16 protein-coding genes are annotated in these 13,720 nt (G+C 61.0%); 5 read left to right on the top strand and 11 right to left on the bottom strand.

What is annotated here, in order from left to right; genetic code table 11:
• On the top strand, window positions 1-1,047 hold a 1,047-nt coding region (locus A9X00_RS07285; RefSeq protein WP_156771972.1), incomplete at its 5' end, for an HNH endonuclease signature motif containing protein.
• 227 nt (window positions 1,048-1,274) lie between these two features.
• On the opposite strand, the gene A9X00_RS07280 is transcribed toward A9X00_RS07285, so the two are convergent.
• Window positions 1,275-1,598: a hypothetical protein gene (locus A9X00_RS07280; protein ID WP_156771971.1), complete on the bottom strand. Its 324-nt coding sequence runs from the start codon at window positions 1,596-1,598 to the stop codon at window positions 1,275-1,277.
• A gap of 418 nt (window positions 1,599-2,016) precedes the next feature.
• On the opposite strand from A9X00_RS07280, the gene A9X00_RS07275 reads away from it, so the two are divergent.
• The 3 genes from A9X00_RS07275 to A9X00_RS07265 all read left to right on the top strand — a co-directional run bounded on the left by A9X00_RS07275 (window position 2,017) and on the right by A9X00_RS07265 (window position 3,651).
• Window positions 2,017-2,319 (top strand): hypothetical protein, encoded by a 303-nt coding sequence (locus tag A9X00_RS07275; RefSeq protein ID WP_067151121.1) that lies wholly within the window; start codon window positions 2,017-2,019, stop codon window positions 2,317-2,319.
• A gap of 2 nt (window positions 2,320-2,321) precedes the next feature.
• Entirely contained in the window at window positions 2,322-3,386 is a 1,065-nt protein-coding gene (locus A9X00_RS32735; protein ID WP_082974828.1) for a hypothetical protein, read from the top strand.
• 73 nt (window positions 3,387-3,459) lie between these two features.
• Window positions 3,460-3,651, top strand: coding sequence for a hypothetical protein (locus A9X00_RS07265; RefSeq protein WP_067151148.1), 192 nt, complete (start codon window positions 3,460-3,462; stop codon window positions 3,649-3,651).
• Window positions 3,652-3,752: 101 nt separating this feature from the next.
• Here A9X00_RS07265 and A9X00_RS29650 read toward each other — a convergent pair whose 3' ends face one another.
• On the bottom strand, window positions 3,753-5,552 hold the full coding sequence (locus A9X00_RS29650) for a DUF262 domain-containing protein (RefSeq protein WP_156771970.1): 1,800 nt from the start codon (window positions 5,550-5,552) through the stop codon (window positions 3,753-3,755).
• Between the two features lie 95 nt (window positions 5,553-5,647).
• Between A9X00_RS29650 and A9X00_RS07255 the strand changes: the two genes are divergently transcribed.
• The gene (locus tag A9X00_RS07255; RefSeq protein WP_156771969.1) at window positions 5,648-5,908 is read left to right on the top strand and encodes a hypothetical protein; all 261 of its coding nucleotides are present in this window, start codon (window positions 5,648-5,650) and stop codon (window positions 5,906-5,908) included.
• Between the two features lie 441 nt (window positions 5,909-6,349).
• Here the strand turns inward: A9X00_RS07255 and A9X00_RS07250 are convergent, their stop codons facing one another.
• The 9 genes from A9X00_RS07250 to A9X00_RS29645 form a co-directional block, all read right to left on the bottom strand.
• A complete protein-coding gene (locus tag A9X00_RS07250) occupies window positions 6,350-6,700 on the bottom strand; it encodes a hypothetical protein (protein WP_156771968.1) in 351 nt (116 codons plus the stop codon).
• Window positions 6,701-6,715: 15 nt separating this feature from the next.
• Window positions 6,716-7,075, bottom strand: a complete 360-nt coding sequence (locus A9X00_RS07245; protein WP_082974825.1) for a hypothetical protein — start codon at window positions 7,073-7,075, stop codon at window positions 6,716-6,718.
• 192 nt (window positions 7,076-7,267) lie between these two features.
• Window positions 7,268-7,864, bottom strand: coding sequence for a hypothetical protein (locus A9X00_RS30625; protein WP_156771967.1), 597 nt, complete (start codon window positions 7,862-7,864; stop codon window positions 7,268-7,270).
• A 120-nt stretch (window positions 7,865-7,984) separates the two neighbouring features.
• Entirely contained in the window at window positions 7,985-9,415 is a 1,431-nt protein-coding gene (locus A9X00_RS30620) for a hypothetical protein (protein ID WP_156771966.1), read from the bottom strand.
• A gap of 1 nt (window position 9,416) precedes the next feature.
• Window positions 9,417-9,992, bottom strand: coding sequence for a hypothetical protein (locus A9X00_RS07235; protein WP_156771965.1), 576 nt, complete (start codon window positions 9,990-9,992; stop codon window positions 9,417-9,419).
• 54 nt (window positions 9,993-10,046) lie between these two features.
• On the bottom strand, window positions 10,047-10,379 hold the full coding sequence (locus tag A9X00_RS30615; RefSeq protein WP_156771964.1) for a hypothetical protein: 333 nt from the start codon (window positions 10,377-10,379) through the stop codon (window positions 10,047-10,049).
• A gap of 303 nt (window positions 10,380-10,682) precedes the next feature.
• A complete protein-coding gene (locus tag A9X00_RS07230) occupies window positions 10,683-11,420 on the bottom strand; it encodes a hypothetical protein (protein ID WP_156771963.1) in 738 nt (245 codons plus the stop codon).
• 734 nt (window positions 11,421-12,154) lie between these two features.
• Window positions 12,155-13,291: a DUF3631 domain-containing protein gene (locus tag A9X00_RS07225; RefSeq protein WP_067151101.1), complete on the bottom strand. Its 1,137-nt coding sequence runs from the start codon at window positions 13,289-13,291 to the stop codon at window positions 12,155-12,157.
• Entirely contained in the window at window positions 13,288-13,716 is a 429-nt protein-coding gene (locus A9X00_RS29645) for a DUF2742 domain-containing protein (RefSeq protein WP_082974821.1), read from the bottom strand. The genes A9X00_RS07225 and A9X00_RS29645 overlap by 4 nt, the downstream gene beginning before the upstream one ends.
• Between the last annotated feature and the right edge of the window lie 4 nt (window positions 13,717-13,720).

Here is a 13,720-nt window from a genome sequence, read left to right as displayed (position 1 = left end):
GCCCTGCGCCGCGGCCGCGCCGGCGCGCGCGGGCGCCACGTCACGATCAGTCCCGCGGACGACCATTCCGGCACCGCGGCCCTGTGGGGTTCGCTGTTGGCGACCGACGCGGCCGTGTTGGAGCGCCAACTGACCCACATGGCCGAGCAGGTCTGCCGCGACGATCCCCGCACCCTCGACCAGCGCCGCGCCGACGCGCTGGGCGCCCTGGCCGCGGGGGGTCAATACCTCGCCTGCGCCTGCGGTTGCGCCGAGTGCCCCGCCGCCGGGGAGGCCGACCCGCGCGCCGGTGCGGTCATGGTCCACCTCGTCGCCCGCGAGGACACGTTGGACGCCCAGCCCGACCCGCACACCTCCGGCGAGCGCCCGTCGCGACCCGTGACCCCGGACATGACCCTGGCCGAGGCCCTGGCCCCCGATCCCGAACCCGACGTGCCGCCCACGCCTCGGCCCCCGGCCGCGCACCTGCTCGGCGGCGGCACGCTGCCCGCGTCGATGGTCGCCGAGCTGATCCGCGGCGGGGCCAAGGTCACGCCGGTGCGGTTGCCCGCCGACGCCCCACCCGAACCGACCTACCGGCCCTCCGCCCAGCTGCAGCGCTTCATCCGCTGCCGCGACATGACCTGTCGCTCCCCGGGCTGCGACCGGCCCGCCGAGTTCGCCGACATCGACCACACCATCCCCTACCCGCTGGGGCCCACCCACGCGTCCAACCTCAAATGCCTGTGCCGCAAACATCATCTGCTCAAGACGTTCTGGCCCGGCTGGCGCGACGAGCAGTGGCCCGACGGCACGGTAATTCTTCCGGGATACCCCCTTCTGCCCAGTTTTGAATACTGCCGGAGACATACGACGGCGCTACGGGTGCGCCGGTGGGGGCGCTGGGGGTGGAGGCGGCAGCGCCAACTGCCTCTTCTCTTGACCGACTATTTCGTTGAGATGGCATTGCTCTTCGAGAGGTCCGCCGTATTCTGGAGTAATTCCTGGATTCCGCTTCACAAGATCGATGGCGCTCTGCTGTTGCGTAGGACAGTCTGTGACGGCTGAAATGGATGGCGGCTTATTGCTTTCGGCGAAGTGAAAAACGGCGGAGATGCTCGTGCTGACGATCAGAGCTAATGCGCCGATGAGTGCTACGTTGCCTGCGGAATCCATCTTCCGCTCGACTTGAGCGGGCGGTGCAGCAGGTACAGTTATCGGCGGTAGAAGGCGATTCAGCAGTCTTTGCAACACTATTCGGCGTCTCAGGCGCAGCTTCGCTCTGGATCTCGGGCCTACCGGTAGTAGGCCATCTCGTGCCGCCGCCTAAGTTTTTCGACCGTCTTTGAGTAAGCGGCGTTAGCTCCCCGCCGGAATTGGTATGTCACGAATAATATTAAGCCTCCGGCGCCGATCAAGATTGCATAGTTCAGCACATTTATGGACAGGGGATCGCGGCTAGTCGTCATGAATACCAGAATCCCCATGGATGCGCACGCGGTAAATCCAGCGATGAACATCTTGATGGAGTAGATGCGGTGCCTGTAGCGGAGGGATGCGAGTTCTTCTTCGGCTTGGCGGTCATCCAGCCCGATGTACCAGTCGTAACGAGTGTTCATTTGGCCGAGAAACCCTCCTCCCAGCAGAGGCACGCCTGGCTTCAGGACGTATCGAAGCCGACCATACCTGGGATGCGTAGTTGTCGCTCGCAGTGCCCCTGCGTCCAACCTATCGGTTGCATCCGAGTTGCGGCGGTAGTTCGTGCTGGCGATTTGTCGGAACCATGCGAAATCTCGGACGGAGATGTTGTGCAGCCGCATTCGTAAGGACCTTCTCGGCGTCTTCGTCGTCAGTGCCGGAGGATGTGATGGAGGTGTAGTGGGCCTCGGATCGTCCAGGTCATGCATCCCATGCAGCCCGACCCATCAGCTAGGTACAACGAACCGGAACCACGGCGCTCGTTGGCTGCCTGAAGGGGGTTGCTGCACCAGCAGGTGAATAGCGATCGGCGAATGAGCCGCATAAACTCCTGCAGCTATGGGGGAAGTTGCGTTGCAGGTCGTCCCTGGCGAGCTTGAAGCTACCGCCGGTCAGTGGCAGGTGTTCAGCTCCCAGCTCGTGGGGGCGCCGCCGTCGCCGGGGCCGCCGTTTCAACCCACCACGGCGGCGGTGAACGCGGTCAACGCGGCGATCGATGTTGCCACGGGGGCCTTTGAAGCGCGGACGCAGGAAACGGTAGGCGGGGTGACCACGGCTGCTGGTGGCTACGTCAGCCAAGAGGCCACCGCGAAGGGCGAGATGGCTGCCGTGACAGCCGTGACACAGGTCAGGATGGTCTAGGGATGCCCGCTACCCTGTCGCAGATTCGGGCATGGAGCACCGAGCATCTCATCGACGCTGCTGTCTATTGGACTCAAACCGCCGACCGCTGGGAAGACGCGTTCCTGACGATGCGTAACCAGTCGCACGCGATCACGTGGCACGGCGCGGGCGGTGACGGGCTGCGAGAACGCACCGGAGCCGATCTATCCGTCGTCAGCGGCAAAGCCGACCAGCTACGGCAGGCCGCCGGAATAGCCCGTAGCGGGGCCAGTGACATCAGCGCCGCGCAACGGCGAGTCCTGTACGGAGTCGAAGACGCACAAAACGCGGGATTCACTGTCGGAGAAGACTTGTCGGTCACCGACACCCGCAGTACCAGCCTGGCAGAACGCGCCACGCGCCAAGCTCAGGCCGAAGCGTTCGCCGCTGACATCCGGCTGCGTGCCGAGCAACTCGACGCCGCAGATGCCAAGGTTGCCGGTCAACTCACCGCCGCCGCAGGCGGTGTCGGCAACGTCGGCTTCGCGCCGGCCTCCAATCCCGCCGCGCAACCTCCGAGCAGCAACCGCAACGGAGGCCAGTCACAACCTGGCCCCAACGGCGGACAGCCACAAACTCCAACCACCAGCCGCTACGGCGGCGAAACACAAACTCCAACCGGCAGCCACAACGGGGTCCATTTGGTCGACTACACCCAAAACCCGTCTGCCCCCAACCCTCCGCCCATAGCGCCGTGGGACACCCCTGATGGGACACCCCCGCCACCCCAACCCAACGGATTCATTCCCCAGTACCAACAGGCCATCACGGCGCCCCCAGCGCCCCCAGCGCCTGCGTCGCGTCCGCCGATGCCCTCGTTTTCGCCGCCGTCCAGTCCGGGCAGCCCTGCCGCCGCTAAACCCCCATGCAACGTCTACGACTGGACGAAAGCCCTTCTGGAACCTGTTGGCGGCACAGTCGCGATCCTGACGGCGGCCCCGGAGGGCGCGACCGGCGTGGGCGTCCCCGCCGCGATCGGTCAGATTGCTCTCGGTACGGCGGCGGTCGCTGACGGCCTGGACGCCGCTGACAAATGCCTACCGTGAGGCAGACAACAGCACCTTGATGATGGCTGGCATGCTGAATCCCAGACACACCAACGACAGGGAGGGCGCGCGCGTGAAGACGAACCCCGGGTACGGTCGCGCGTTCTACACGGTAATGTCTGCGCTATTCCTCGCGCTGTTCGTGCTAAATGTGTGCACCCGCGGCACCACCCTGGGTCTGATTGCTACCGGAGGCCTCGCCGTGTTGATGGGCTACCTGGCCTACCGGGCCTGGTTCGGCAAGCGCCGAACGAACCAGCAATAGGCGTCGATCACCGGGCCGACCGCCAGGCACGACGATGGAACCGACACCCGCCCCCGTGCGTCCAACCCGGCATGGACGACAGAGCAGGCAGTTGGTCAGTCTCAGTCCCGCGCCGTACGGACCTCGAAGCCTTGCAGTCGGCCCGCATCCTTCGCGAGCATCAGGGTGCGTTGCTCGACAAACGTGTCGAAATGATCAAGGAACAATTCTTCTGGGACTATTTGCGATTCCAGGACTTCGCTTACGTGGTCGCCCATGAGGTCGCGGTATACTGAGGGGGCTTTGTCTGATATTTCTCGGTTTTCTGAGCGATTGAGGAAGGCAAAGTTCGCGATGCAGTTGGCATCGTATACAGACTCGTCTCCAACCTTTCCAATGTAGGCCTTTGGAAAACAATGGTGGTATTCACGCCGGTTCGGCTCTGAAAGGACGTCATCCAGCGTGATCGGTCGGCCACCAATAAACGATCTTGGCCGATGTGCAGCAAGTTGTAGGATAAATGTTCTCGTAGCTACTGTACGGTTATTGAATTTGGTTGCCTGATAGAAGTCCAAGCTGACTGCCGCCGGGATGTCGTCTAGGGACGTTTTGCGTCGGCGCCCCTCCCGTAGCGCGATGGCCGCGAGTACATCTTGCTTAATATTGCGCGAAGGATTCCCACTATAGCGGTGTGTAAATGATGTGCGCCAGAACCAACGCAATAGCCTTTCTTTATCCTCGGCGGGCACGCCCGTTGACTGCTTACGCGAAAAGTAGGCACACAAGGGGATCAGCAAGCCGGAGTACGGTAAGAATTTATAGTGGCGTACTTGTAATTCGTCTCGCAGGAAATCAATTGTTCTATCCAGTGCATTGACGATGACTTGGAATTTTTCTCGCACCTCGGCACCGTTAATATCGATTAGCGCCGTAGGCGAGGGATCACTTCTTAGCACGGCAGATGCACACTTCAACAGCAAATCGTTGTCAGTGCCGATTTCGTCGAAACCGAATCCTTCAAAGCGTTCGGCGAGGTCTCTAAACTCTTGTTGGAGGTCGAATTCGTCACTCCACGTCCACGCGGTCAGCAGTTGAAAAGTATCTAACTTCACTCCTTGCCGATTCACCCGTTCGAACACGATCGCGACGCTTTCCCGGTCTTCTTTCGTGAACGTCTCAACCGGGACGAGAGTGCCGTTGAATTTCGATTGCACCAATACTATCTCTCTCAGGCGCTCGTCGCTCAGATTATATTCACGCTGCTTCTCGGCGAATTCCACCGGATCGAAAAATACCGCCAGAGGAAAGTACCTATCGGGGTCTACCTGGTCTGACGGTAACGCTTGAAACTGTGAGTCCTGCGCGTCCGCATTCGCTTCGAAATCGTAATATATAGGGAGCCACACCTCGGGGTCTTCTTTTTTGGGCGTCAACTCGGTCTGAAAGGTCGAAAAAATCGAAGTAATGCGCTGCTGACCGTCAAGAACATAATCGATTGGATAGTCCGCTTCTGGGTCGGGCAATTCAAATGTTCCAAGGTTTTTCTCAGTCTTTAGCTGAGTTCGCGTCCGCCAAAGCAGAATCGACCCAAACGGATACTCTTTATGAATGCTATCCATAAGCAAAGCAGCCCTGTCGGGTTCCCAGACGAACCCTCGCTGAAAACCGGGGACGCGGATTTCACCGAGCAACACCCGGTCAATCAATCGCTTAATTTGCAGCGGATCACTCAACTCGGTCCTCCCAAGCAGCTCGACTCGTTTACCACGGCGGGCACGATACTGCCAGACGGGCCAGGTCAGCCAGGGGCGACGCGGCAGCCGGTCAAGTGGCAGTGTCGCCTCGTAACGCGCCGCCAGATCGGTCTCAGTGTGCCGCGACAGGCTGATACTTGGGGTGAGCAACATGCCTTCGATTGACAATGCGTCGCACCCAATAACCGCAGGTCCAGGGAATAATCCCGGTTTGTGACGGCGCTATGCTGGTGGGTGCGGCACAAAGCGGGGAGGTGACCAGCATGGGCCTGCACTACGCCAACGGCGGCCCAGGTCCGGCGACGAGGCTGCTGCGCGTCGACGCGGCCGGAGATGGCGACTTCACGGCGTGGCGGTCTGCTCCGGCCTTCGCGTGGCAACCGAAGGGCGGCTGGAAGCCGTACAGCCTGGCCCAGCTCGATATCTTGTGTCTGGGCGAGTACGCGATGATTGACGAGAGCGACGTGCTAGAGGTGCAGCACCAGATTCTATTGCAGCACATGCGGTTTCATTCATCCAGCTAAGCGCGCCAAGCGAATTCAGGCGCCGACCCTTCATGGCAGGGGCTTTCTCGTCCCAAATGGGCTTTCTCGTCCCAAATGGGACAGCCCTGTAGCGAGCGCAGACCCCGTGCCCGGTGGGTCTCTATCCACCCCGCCCCGTCTGGGCCGTCCTGGCGGCGCGCAGCCGGTCGGAATACGGCCTCTAGGTCTCGTCGCCCCTGACCCCAAGTTGCTCGGGCATGCTGAGGCCATGCTGCCGCGCCTCATCCAACGTGCGGGAAGCCTCGCGGCGCGGCGGACGCTGCGGAGCCTGAAGCCGTTCACCTTCGATGGCATTAGGCTGCGGCCCATGCTCGCTCGTGAAACACGGCGCGTGGCTCGGCCGTCCATCAGTAGGCACCGGCGGCTCACCGGCACTCAGCGCGATTGAATTCGCTTTGCCTGGAACTAGATTCGACAGACTCATCGGGCCTCCCTCGGTTTGAAAACGATCCGGTCATCCGCCGTGACGGTGAATAACCCTCGGTTCGACGGCCAGCGGTTGAACGGCGCCCTGAATCCTTTCGACAACTCCCACGACTGACACTGCACCGGCTCACCAGCGCGCATTCTTAACTCCACCTCCGCCGCCACCCGCTCCTGATAATCCCGGTCAGCCGCCGCCCACTCGTCCGCAGATACATCCGAAAGCGCCGAAACCCCGTCGAACAGCTCCCGCTCACACTGCTCTTGCAACACATGCCGGTACACGCCTGGAATGTGTTGTGTGCGGATCCCGTTCGCCGAGGCGGAACCGTTTCGTAATACCGGCATCAGGCAACCTCCCGCTTATCGCATCCTCTGGCGATCCCAACGCGCATTAACGGCCCGCTGCGCCTTCAACGATGTCAACGACATCGGCGCAGGAAGCTCCGTCGACACCTGCTTGTACATGCGCGCTATCGAGCTTTCCAACAGCCGAAGCTCCGTCGCGACCTTCAGCTTCGCCGCCGTCGACTCGCACGCCTCATACGCGGCCGACATTTCAACGCGCCGGTCGACCGCCGCGCAAATCATGCCGATGACATCCTGCTCAGCAGCCGACCAAACCAGGTCGCTACCAGCAGCTTTCGCCGACTCCGCAAGCTCCTTGTTCAGCGCCGCCAAGATACGTTTGGACTCAACGGTTTTCGCCTTGATTCGAGCCATGCCCAGAGTCTACCCGGCCAAGGCCGATGGCCTGCGATTCTACGTACGGGCCGACCTGAGCCGTTTCGGCCTTGTGAGCCAGCCTGGCCACCGGGGGGTGGTGCCGGGCGGGTGGTGGTCTGCGCACCGCGCACGGGTCGATGTTGATGGGATGGCGACACCTCTATCAACGATGCTGCACGCCACGGTAGTTCAGTATTCGCTGAATGCTGCCCTTGAATTGTGGTGTCGCGCAGGATGGTTGGATGGTGCATTGCTCTCTCGACGGATACGCCACCACCGGCGAGTCCCCTTGGGCGACTCGAGTAGCCTGCCAAGAGCCGCGCCGTTCCTTGCACACCTGTCGTACAACTCTTGCGCTCGCGATTTGAAAGAAAGCCCCTCCTCGGGTGAACGCTGGCAATTCAGCCAGTCATCGGTGTGCCGCAAAACAAGTTCAAGGTGTGCCTGAAGGTCAAAAGCAAGCTTACGGACCTCCACTGATGGGTGTGAAAACGCCAGAAGAACTAGCGGTTCGCGTGCCGCTTTCCAGCGTTCGTAGAGACCTGTGATTGCGTCCTTGGGTGAACCGTACTCTCGAAGGTCCCCGGCAGCGACCAGACTTGGGTTTGCGTCAAGAAGCAACGACATAAATCGAGCTAGGCCCTGAAGCGCGTCATCGCGATACTTATCTTGCTGATCGAGTCGGTGCTGCCGTTGTGTGGCAACCGAATTCACCCACGCGCCCAGCAGCGCCGCGACTGGACTAACAATAACTGAGACAATCGACACGATTCCGCCATCAGCCATGTTTCGAGGCTAGGCCTCATCTCCCGCTCATGGAAGCGTCCGAGGGTGGTATCGCCGCGAGGGTGGTGTTGATCCCGCATCACGCGCCGTTGGGATGCCGCCGTCACTACTGCGGCCCAGTCACGCGCCAGACTCGTGGCCGATTAGCCAGTCTGGCTCCACCGGGTATCTGTGACCAAGAAGGCGGATCGCAATGGTGCCGAGTTCTCCCAGGGCGACACATGGCCCGCGAACGACGGTAGCAAGACCCTTGGGAAACTCGACTTCGATCAACGAGTCGGGCGACGCCGAGGCGGGAAGTCGCACCGTTAGGTGGTGGACACGATAAGAGTCCTCCAACGTCGCTGTTACGTCAGCGACGTCCTGCGCCACGTTGGCTGACTCTTCAGCGCTGATGGTCAGTCGACGAGTTACGCCCCGCAGTGAAGCCGACTCCATGATCAGCGCGTTCGCAACCGTTGATATGTCTCGCCAATCAACGGCGGGGTAGTCGGTCGCGCCTTTCAGCCTTCTATTGTCTCCGCTTACGAATATGATGCGCCAAGGACCAATTGTCGCGGTCAATTTACCGGCACGGACGGCCCACTCTGTGCGGGACAGTTCCGAAATCTCCGTGAGCGCTTCGACGTCGAACTCGTTGTTAAAGACGAGTTCAGCACGGGATGCAGTCCACCGCGAGAGCGCTGTCAAGTTCAGCAATCGATTGAGGTTCACACCCTCTATCTCCGGCACATTTTCGACGTCTTCAAGGTCAATGAGCTCCGCAACCGTCACCCATAGATCTTCATTCGTGGCAACTTCGTTCCGACCCAATAGATAAGGCAAGATGACCCGCACATCGCTGTCTGATAATCGACCGCTTTCTGAAAGCAGATTCCGCATTAGCACTGGCGATACAGACGCTTGAATGATTCGCCCGACCCGTCCTATCTGTAGCGACCCATCCTCGGCGTACAGATTGTCCGTTAATTGATCAAGCTTGCTGATACCGCTAGCAGCGGTCTCAGCGTCAAGAGACACGACCTCTTGAACAACATTCTGAATGTCATCAATATCGGATGTGGTCATCATGCCGCGCCCAGATTTCAATAAATTGGCTCGCAAGACGCCTTTTAGGGGGGCGGCCGCATCATTCACCTGACTTAGTGACTGGCTGAATACATCCAGCGACCCGATGTCGGTCACCAGCACGCGCTTGGTGTGACGCGCCACAGAACGTACACCTTCATCAGACTCTGGGTCCGCTGGTCGAAGTCCAAGCATCACCGGTTGACGTGGTTCGAGGGTTTGCACGTCCTCGATGATCGGGCTTACCCGTAGCGAATTTCGAATGTAGAGCGGGCGGCATTCTTCGCCGCGACCAGGGAACTTCAGAACCATGTCGGGAACATAGGTGTGGTTAAAGTAGTCGGTGTATTCGATGTTCACACCAGGATTCAACGTGTCGACCTCTTTAGCCACGATCTGCTTCACGCCGGCAATGATCTGGTCAGGCGTCGGTGCCTGCATCGCTGCATCAACTGCCTGCTGAATAGCTGAGGGAGTGGACAATTTATCGCCTCTTCCGATTTAGCATACCTTCAATGCGACCGAGTTCATCGGGCGTCAGTGTTAACTCCGTTTGTTTATGGTGTACAACGATTAGCCATAATCTCTCTGAAACGAGCTTTAAAGTATCCGCGCTGATGATCTTACCCTTCAACACCGACGAATGTGCTTGAAGTGCTGCACTAATGGCGTCCATGCTAATTAGCTCAGGCCATTTCTTGAGCGAGAATGGATGCTTTGTAAACCACATGAACTCCCGCTTGCCGTCGACACCAGATTCGAGGTCTTTGGCCGTGATGCTGTAGGCGTTGGCTAAGAACTCGTTGTACGCGGCAGCCTGACTTCCGCCGCTCGAATCATAATTTTTAGCTTCCACGTAAAGGGGCGTCTTTGTGTCACGAAGAATAAAACCCATCGCGTCGAAGCACTTGTCAGTGCCATCTAAAAGATGGAGTGTGCAGACGGCCTCATTCTCAGCAGAGTCAAACGGCAATTCAATCCAGGTTGTGCTCTCCAAAATCTTGCGAGCGAGATCGACGCCCTGCCTACCCTTCTCATGCATGGCTTCACGACCCGGCATGTACTGGACGTTAGCAGCAGGTCTGCAGCGTGGGGCCAAGTTGATGGACGGCGGTTAAGGCCCGGCGTCACGGTGCCCCTCCCCGGTACAACGCGGCGGCGGTGCTGGAATCCCGACCGGTGCCAGCCTCCCGCTGCGCCACGCCGCGAGGTAATCACCATCGGGGACGCAGCGCTGCGGCGTTATCGGCTCGTACGGTAGCGACACAGAGACAGCTGCTGTCGGCAGCGGCGTCTGCGGCGCGGTGGCGTACTTCCAGTCAACCGCCTGTCTGGCCCGCTCCCAGATGCCCTCCGTGGTGTTGTTGCCGCCTTGCGTCAGCAGCCACTCCGGCACTCCGGTCTCTCGCGCAACCGCAGCTATGAATTCCACTGTCGCCTCACCCATTACGGTTCCTAACTTTCACCTAAACGGAATGTGGAGACGGCGGCGAGGAAGCCGGAGCAAGCCGAAGCGCCCAGCAGCGCAGACGCCCCGTCTCGGTGCTTCGACAGCTCCCCCGCCGCCGAACCTTGCCCAGAGGCCACCGCCGCCGCAAAACGATCGTGTGGGAGACGCCACTGAGCAAGACGGCCCAGCCGGACAACCCCGAGGATGTGGGCCGCCCGCCGGAGCCGTGCCCGATGCAGACCGAAGCCACCACCTCGGGTGTTGGATTACGCCCGCGACTTGCTGGTGCTGCGGCCATCGCTATTCGGCGTCGGTCGGGTTGAAAGGCTCGCCATTGTCGTATGGGACGCTGGTGATGGCCTCCGAGTACGGGTCGAGCAGCGGCGGCGGATTCGTGTCGGCCGCGAAAGCCTTTGTCAGGTTGGCGTGATTCTGAGCAAGGACCGCGTACTGTCGGGCCAGCAGGGTCGCGTCCGCCTGCGCGTCGGACAGCCCAGGAACCCTCGCCGCCAACGCATTTGAAAGCCAGCCGGTCGGCACGTTACGGCTCGCCAGGTATGGACCGAGTTCCTCCGCCAGGACAGGGATTTGAGCGTCGTTGGCGTTGGCAATCAGATCCTGCGCTGCCTGAGCAAGTTTCGGCGCGCCCGTGATGCTTTCCAGCGTGCGCTCAGCCCTGCGCCAGAAGCGGTCGGCGGCGAGCTGGGCCGCGACATCGCTGGTGTCGACCCGCTGACCCTTCACGGCACCGTCGACCTTGGCCCCGGCGGCGTCGGCGTGGGCCTTCGCCGCGTCGAGCGCCGGGCCGAGCGCCAACGCACCGTCACTGATCTGGTACAGCCCCGCGCTGTCCTTGAGGATCTGCGGGTCAATCCCGGCCGGGAAGCTGGCGCGCCAATCGCTATTGTGCTTGTGAACGGCCTGCTGTGTCCTCCAAAGATGCTCGATAGGGTCGCACCCACTGACCTCAGCATTGAAGGGCGGGAGAGGCGGCGGGTACGCCGGCGCCCTGCGACTTCCGAACGTCGCTTGAGTCATGTTGTCCTCCTGAGTAATTCGGGCCTAATAGGCTCAGCATAGCCCCGCCTGCCGTCATGTCGTGGCGAACCACTTTGTGGCGCAATAACTCAGGGCACGGCGGCTGCCATACACGACAGGTGCGCTCCCTGCTGTCCCGCCATCATCGGCCCGCCGCACTCGCGGCATCTGGGGGCGCGTTGGGCAGCCTGCTGAAAGCGACTGTCCGCCGTGCGAAGCCGGTAGTCGAGCATCAAATGGCACGAGGCACACAGCGTTCCATAATCGGTCGGATCGATTGAGTACCAACAGTTTCGGGTCGCATCGAAGCGCAGGTTCTTTGGCGGGGCGTCCGGTCGCAGCGCGGCCTGCAGGCGGTGCGCGCTCCGGCAGCGTTGACATCTGGGCCGCAACAGCTTTCGCGCTTTGCGGTGGGCCTGTTCGTATCCGGACATCTGCGAAGTGTCACATGAAATCGTTCCGCGGCGCAATTGTCGGCACTGTCCCAGATGGGATAGTCTCGTTGTGCACCTGGGCAATTCGATGACTTCTTCCTGTCACGTGTAGGTATTTGTGGTCTGGTGGGGCCGGTTACAGCGGTTACGGCCGTTACGGCGCAGGCCAGAGATGGTAACTCCGTAACTAGGGCCAAATCGGCTGCGGTTGCAATAGTTACGTCCGGTTACAACACTCGTGTGCCCTGACCTGGGATGTAACGCGTGTAACCGATGTAACCGGATTTTTGGGTGACGGCCTCACAGCCCGCCGTCCTCTTCGTCATCGACTGGCAGCGGGTACCGCTTCCACGCGTCCTCAAATTGCGCCCGCGAATAGCCCTTGAAGACGTCATCTTTGATCCGTTGCGCCTTGGGGCCGATGTCGTAGTCGCGTAGCTTGCTGGCCAGGTAGGTCGGATCGATGGCCTCACCCTTGCGTATCCGCGACCACGGGCTGTCGGGTGTGTTGATCAGACCGGAGATGACGCCATCGGTCGTCAGCTTGTCGGTGCGAGCCCTGGCGAAAACCTTCTTGATGTCGTGCAGCAGAAGGATGCCCAGGCTAGGTTGCCTTGTCTTGGAATCGGTTACGAGGGTTACAGCGGATACGCGTGCGTCGTTGGCCCACCCTGGTCCGGCCAGGTCCGCGACTGCCAGCAGCGCCTCCCAGATGTCGGCGTCCCGGTCCTCGACACCCTTGGGCATTTTCGGCCACCAATCCTCTCCCACTAGGTACTGTTTCCCGTCTGCAGCCCATTCCTGCAGGCGTGCAAGCAGTTTTGCCGCTTCTGGTCCGTTGATGCGTGGACGCCACGGTTCGATGCTTTCCTCGGCGGTGCGGCGGCGCATGCGGACCACGACGCTACGAGACATCAGGGTGTCCGGTAGATCGTTCAGTCCGGCCAGTGCCACCGGGCAGTAGGCTGCCAGTTCCTCTGTCTCAATTAGCTTGCCGCGCACCACGCATCGGCCCGCTGTCGCGCCCTTGCGGTGACCGGCGTTGATCATGCCCCGCACGCCTTCGGTGTCGCCGTTGCCTCTGACACCCTTGCCGAATACGGTGTCGACCTCGTCATAGAGGATGGTGGGCAGACCCGCCTCGTCGGAGACCTTGCGGAACAGGTAGGCCGGTGTGGTGTTGACCGAATGAATGGGCCGTGGCACAAGCGGTTCGGTGACTTCCAGGGCGCGGCTCTTACCGCTCCCCGGCTCCGGCGATAGGAACGCGATGCGCGGCGTGGACTCCCAGCACTCCATGAGGTGGGTGTGTGCTATCCACAGCGTGTGGGCACGCCTGGCGTGAATGGACGGGTAGACAACGAATCTGTCTAGGAATGCCTCGATGTCTTCGAGCAACATCGCGGTGTCGAGTGCGAATTCCTCGGGCGCGATCACGACGCCGCCCGGTGCAGGTACGGCTTGTCGGCGTAGAACTCGGCGTGCTGCTGGTTCCTGCGCGCCACTGCGGCCCAGTCCAGTGCCGCTGAGATGGCCTGTGACGCCTCGGCCCTGGACTGCTGGCATGTTTCTAGGCGCAGCGCCCAATGGCTGGCAGCGTCGAACACAGCCGCCAATTTGACCGGGTCCGTATCGGACAGGGCGCACCAGGCCGGTATGCCGACCATCGGAAAGGTCCGCACGGCAAGACGTTCCAGCATCCGGTCGCGCCACAGGACGACTTCGAACCATGCAACCAGTCTGTTAGACTGGCGGTAGTCGTTGGCTTGCGACTGCTGCTGTGCGAGGGCCGGGGTCTGACTGCCTCGGCTCTCGCCGTTTCTAAGGGGCAGCGGTGGCACGCCTTCTACTTCGAAAGACATTGTC

This window comes from Mycobacterium sp. 1245805.9 (assembly GCF_001672915.1).
In the GTDB taxonomy this organism is placed as follows: domain Bacteria; phylum Actinomycetota; class Actinomycetes; order Mycobacteriales; family Mycobacteriaceae; genus Mycobacterium.
Note: the sequence above shows the minus strand (reverse complement) of the source record. Positions and strands in the feature narration are given on the sequence as shown.

Excerpts from the sequence above, each read along its gene's own strand:
- A9X00_RS29645 (WP_082974821.1), bottom strand. The coding sequence starts at position 13,716 with ATGTCTTTCGAAGTAGAAGGCGTGCCACCGCTGCCCCTTAGAAACGGC.
- A9X00_RS30615 (WP_156771964.1), bottom strand. The coding sequence starts at position 10,379 with ATGGGTGAGGCGACAGTGGAATTCATAGCTGCGGTTGCGCGAGAGACC.
- A9X00_RS07250 (WP_156771968.1), bottom strand. The coding sequence starts at position 6,700 with ATGCCGGTATTACGAAACGGTTCCGCCTCGGCGAACGGGATCCGCACA.
- A9X00_RS07235 (WP_156771965.1), bottom strand. The coding sequence starts at position 9,992 with ATGCCGGGTCGTGAAGCCATGCATGAGAAGGGTAGGCAGGGCGTCGAT.
- A9X00_RS30625 (WP_156771967.1), bottom strand. The coding sequence starts at position 7,864 with ATGGCTGATGGCGGAATCGTGTCGATTGTCTCAGTTATTGTTAGTCCA.
- A9X00_RS07280 (WP_156771971.1), bottom strand. The coding sequence starts at position 1,598 with ATGAACACTCGTTACGACTGGTACATCGGGCTGGATGACCGCCAAGCC.
- A9X00_RS07245 (WP_082974825.1), bottom strand. The coding sequence starts at position 7,075 with ATGGCTCGAATCAAGGCGAAAACCGTTGAGTCCAAACGTATCTTGGCG.
- A9X00_RS07275 (WP_067151121.1), top strand. The coding sequence starts at position 2,017 with ATGGGGGAAGTTGCGTTGCAGGTCGTCCCTGGCGAGCTTGAAGCTACC.
- A9X00_RS07230 (WP_156771963.1), bottom strand. The coding sequence starts at position 11,420 with ATGACTCAAGCGACGTTCGGAAGTCGCAGGGCGCCGGCGTACCCGCCG.
- A9X00_RS32735 (WP_082974828.1), top strand. The coding sequence starts at position 2,322 with ATGCCCGCTACCCTGTCGCAGATTCGGGCATGGAGCACCGAGCATCTC.
- A9X00_RS07255 (WP_156771969.1), top strand. The coding sequence starts at position 5,648 with ATGGGCCTGCACTACGCCAACGGCGGCCCAGGTCCGGCGACGAGGCTG.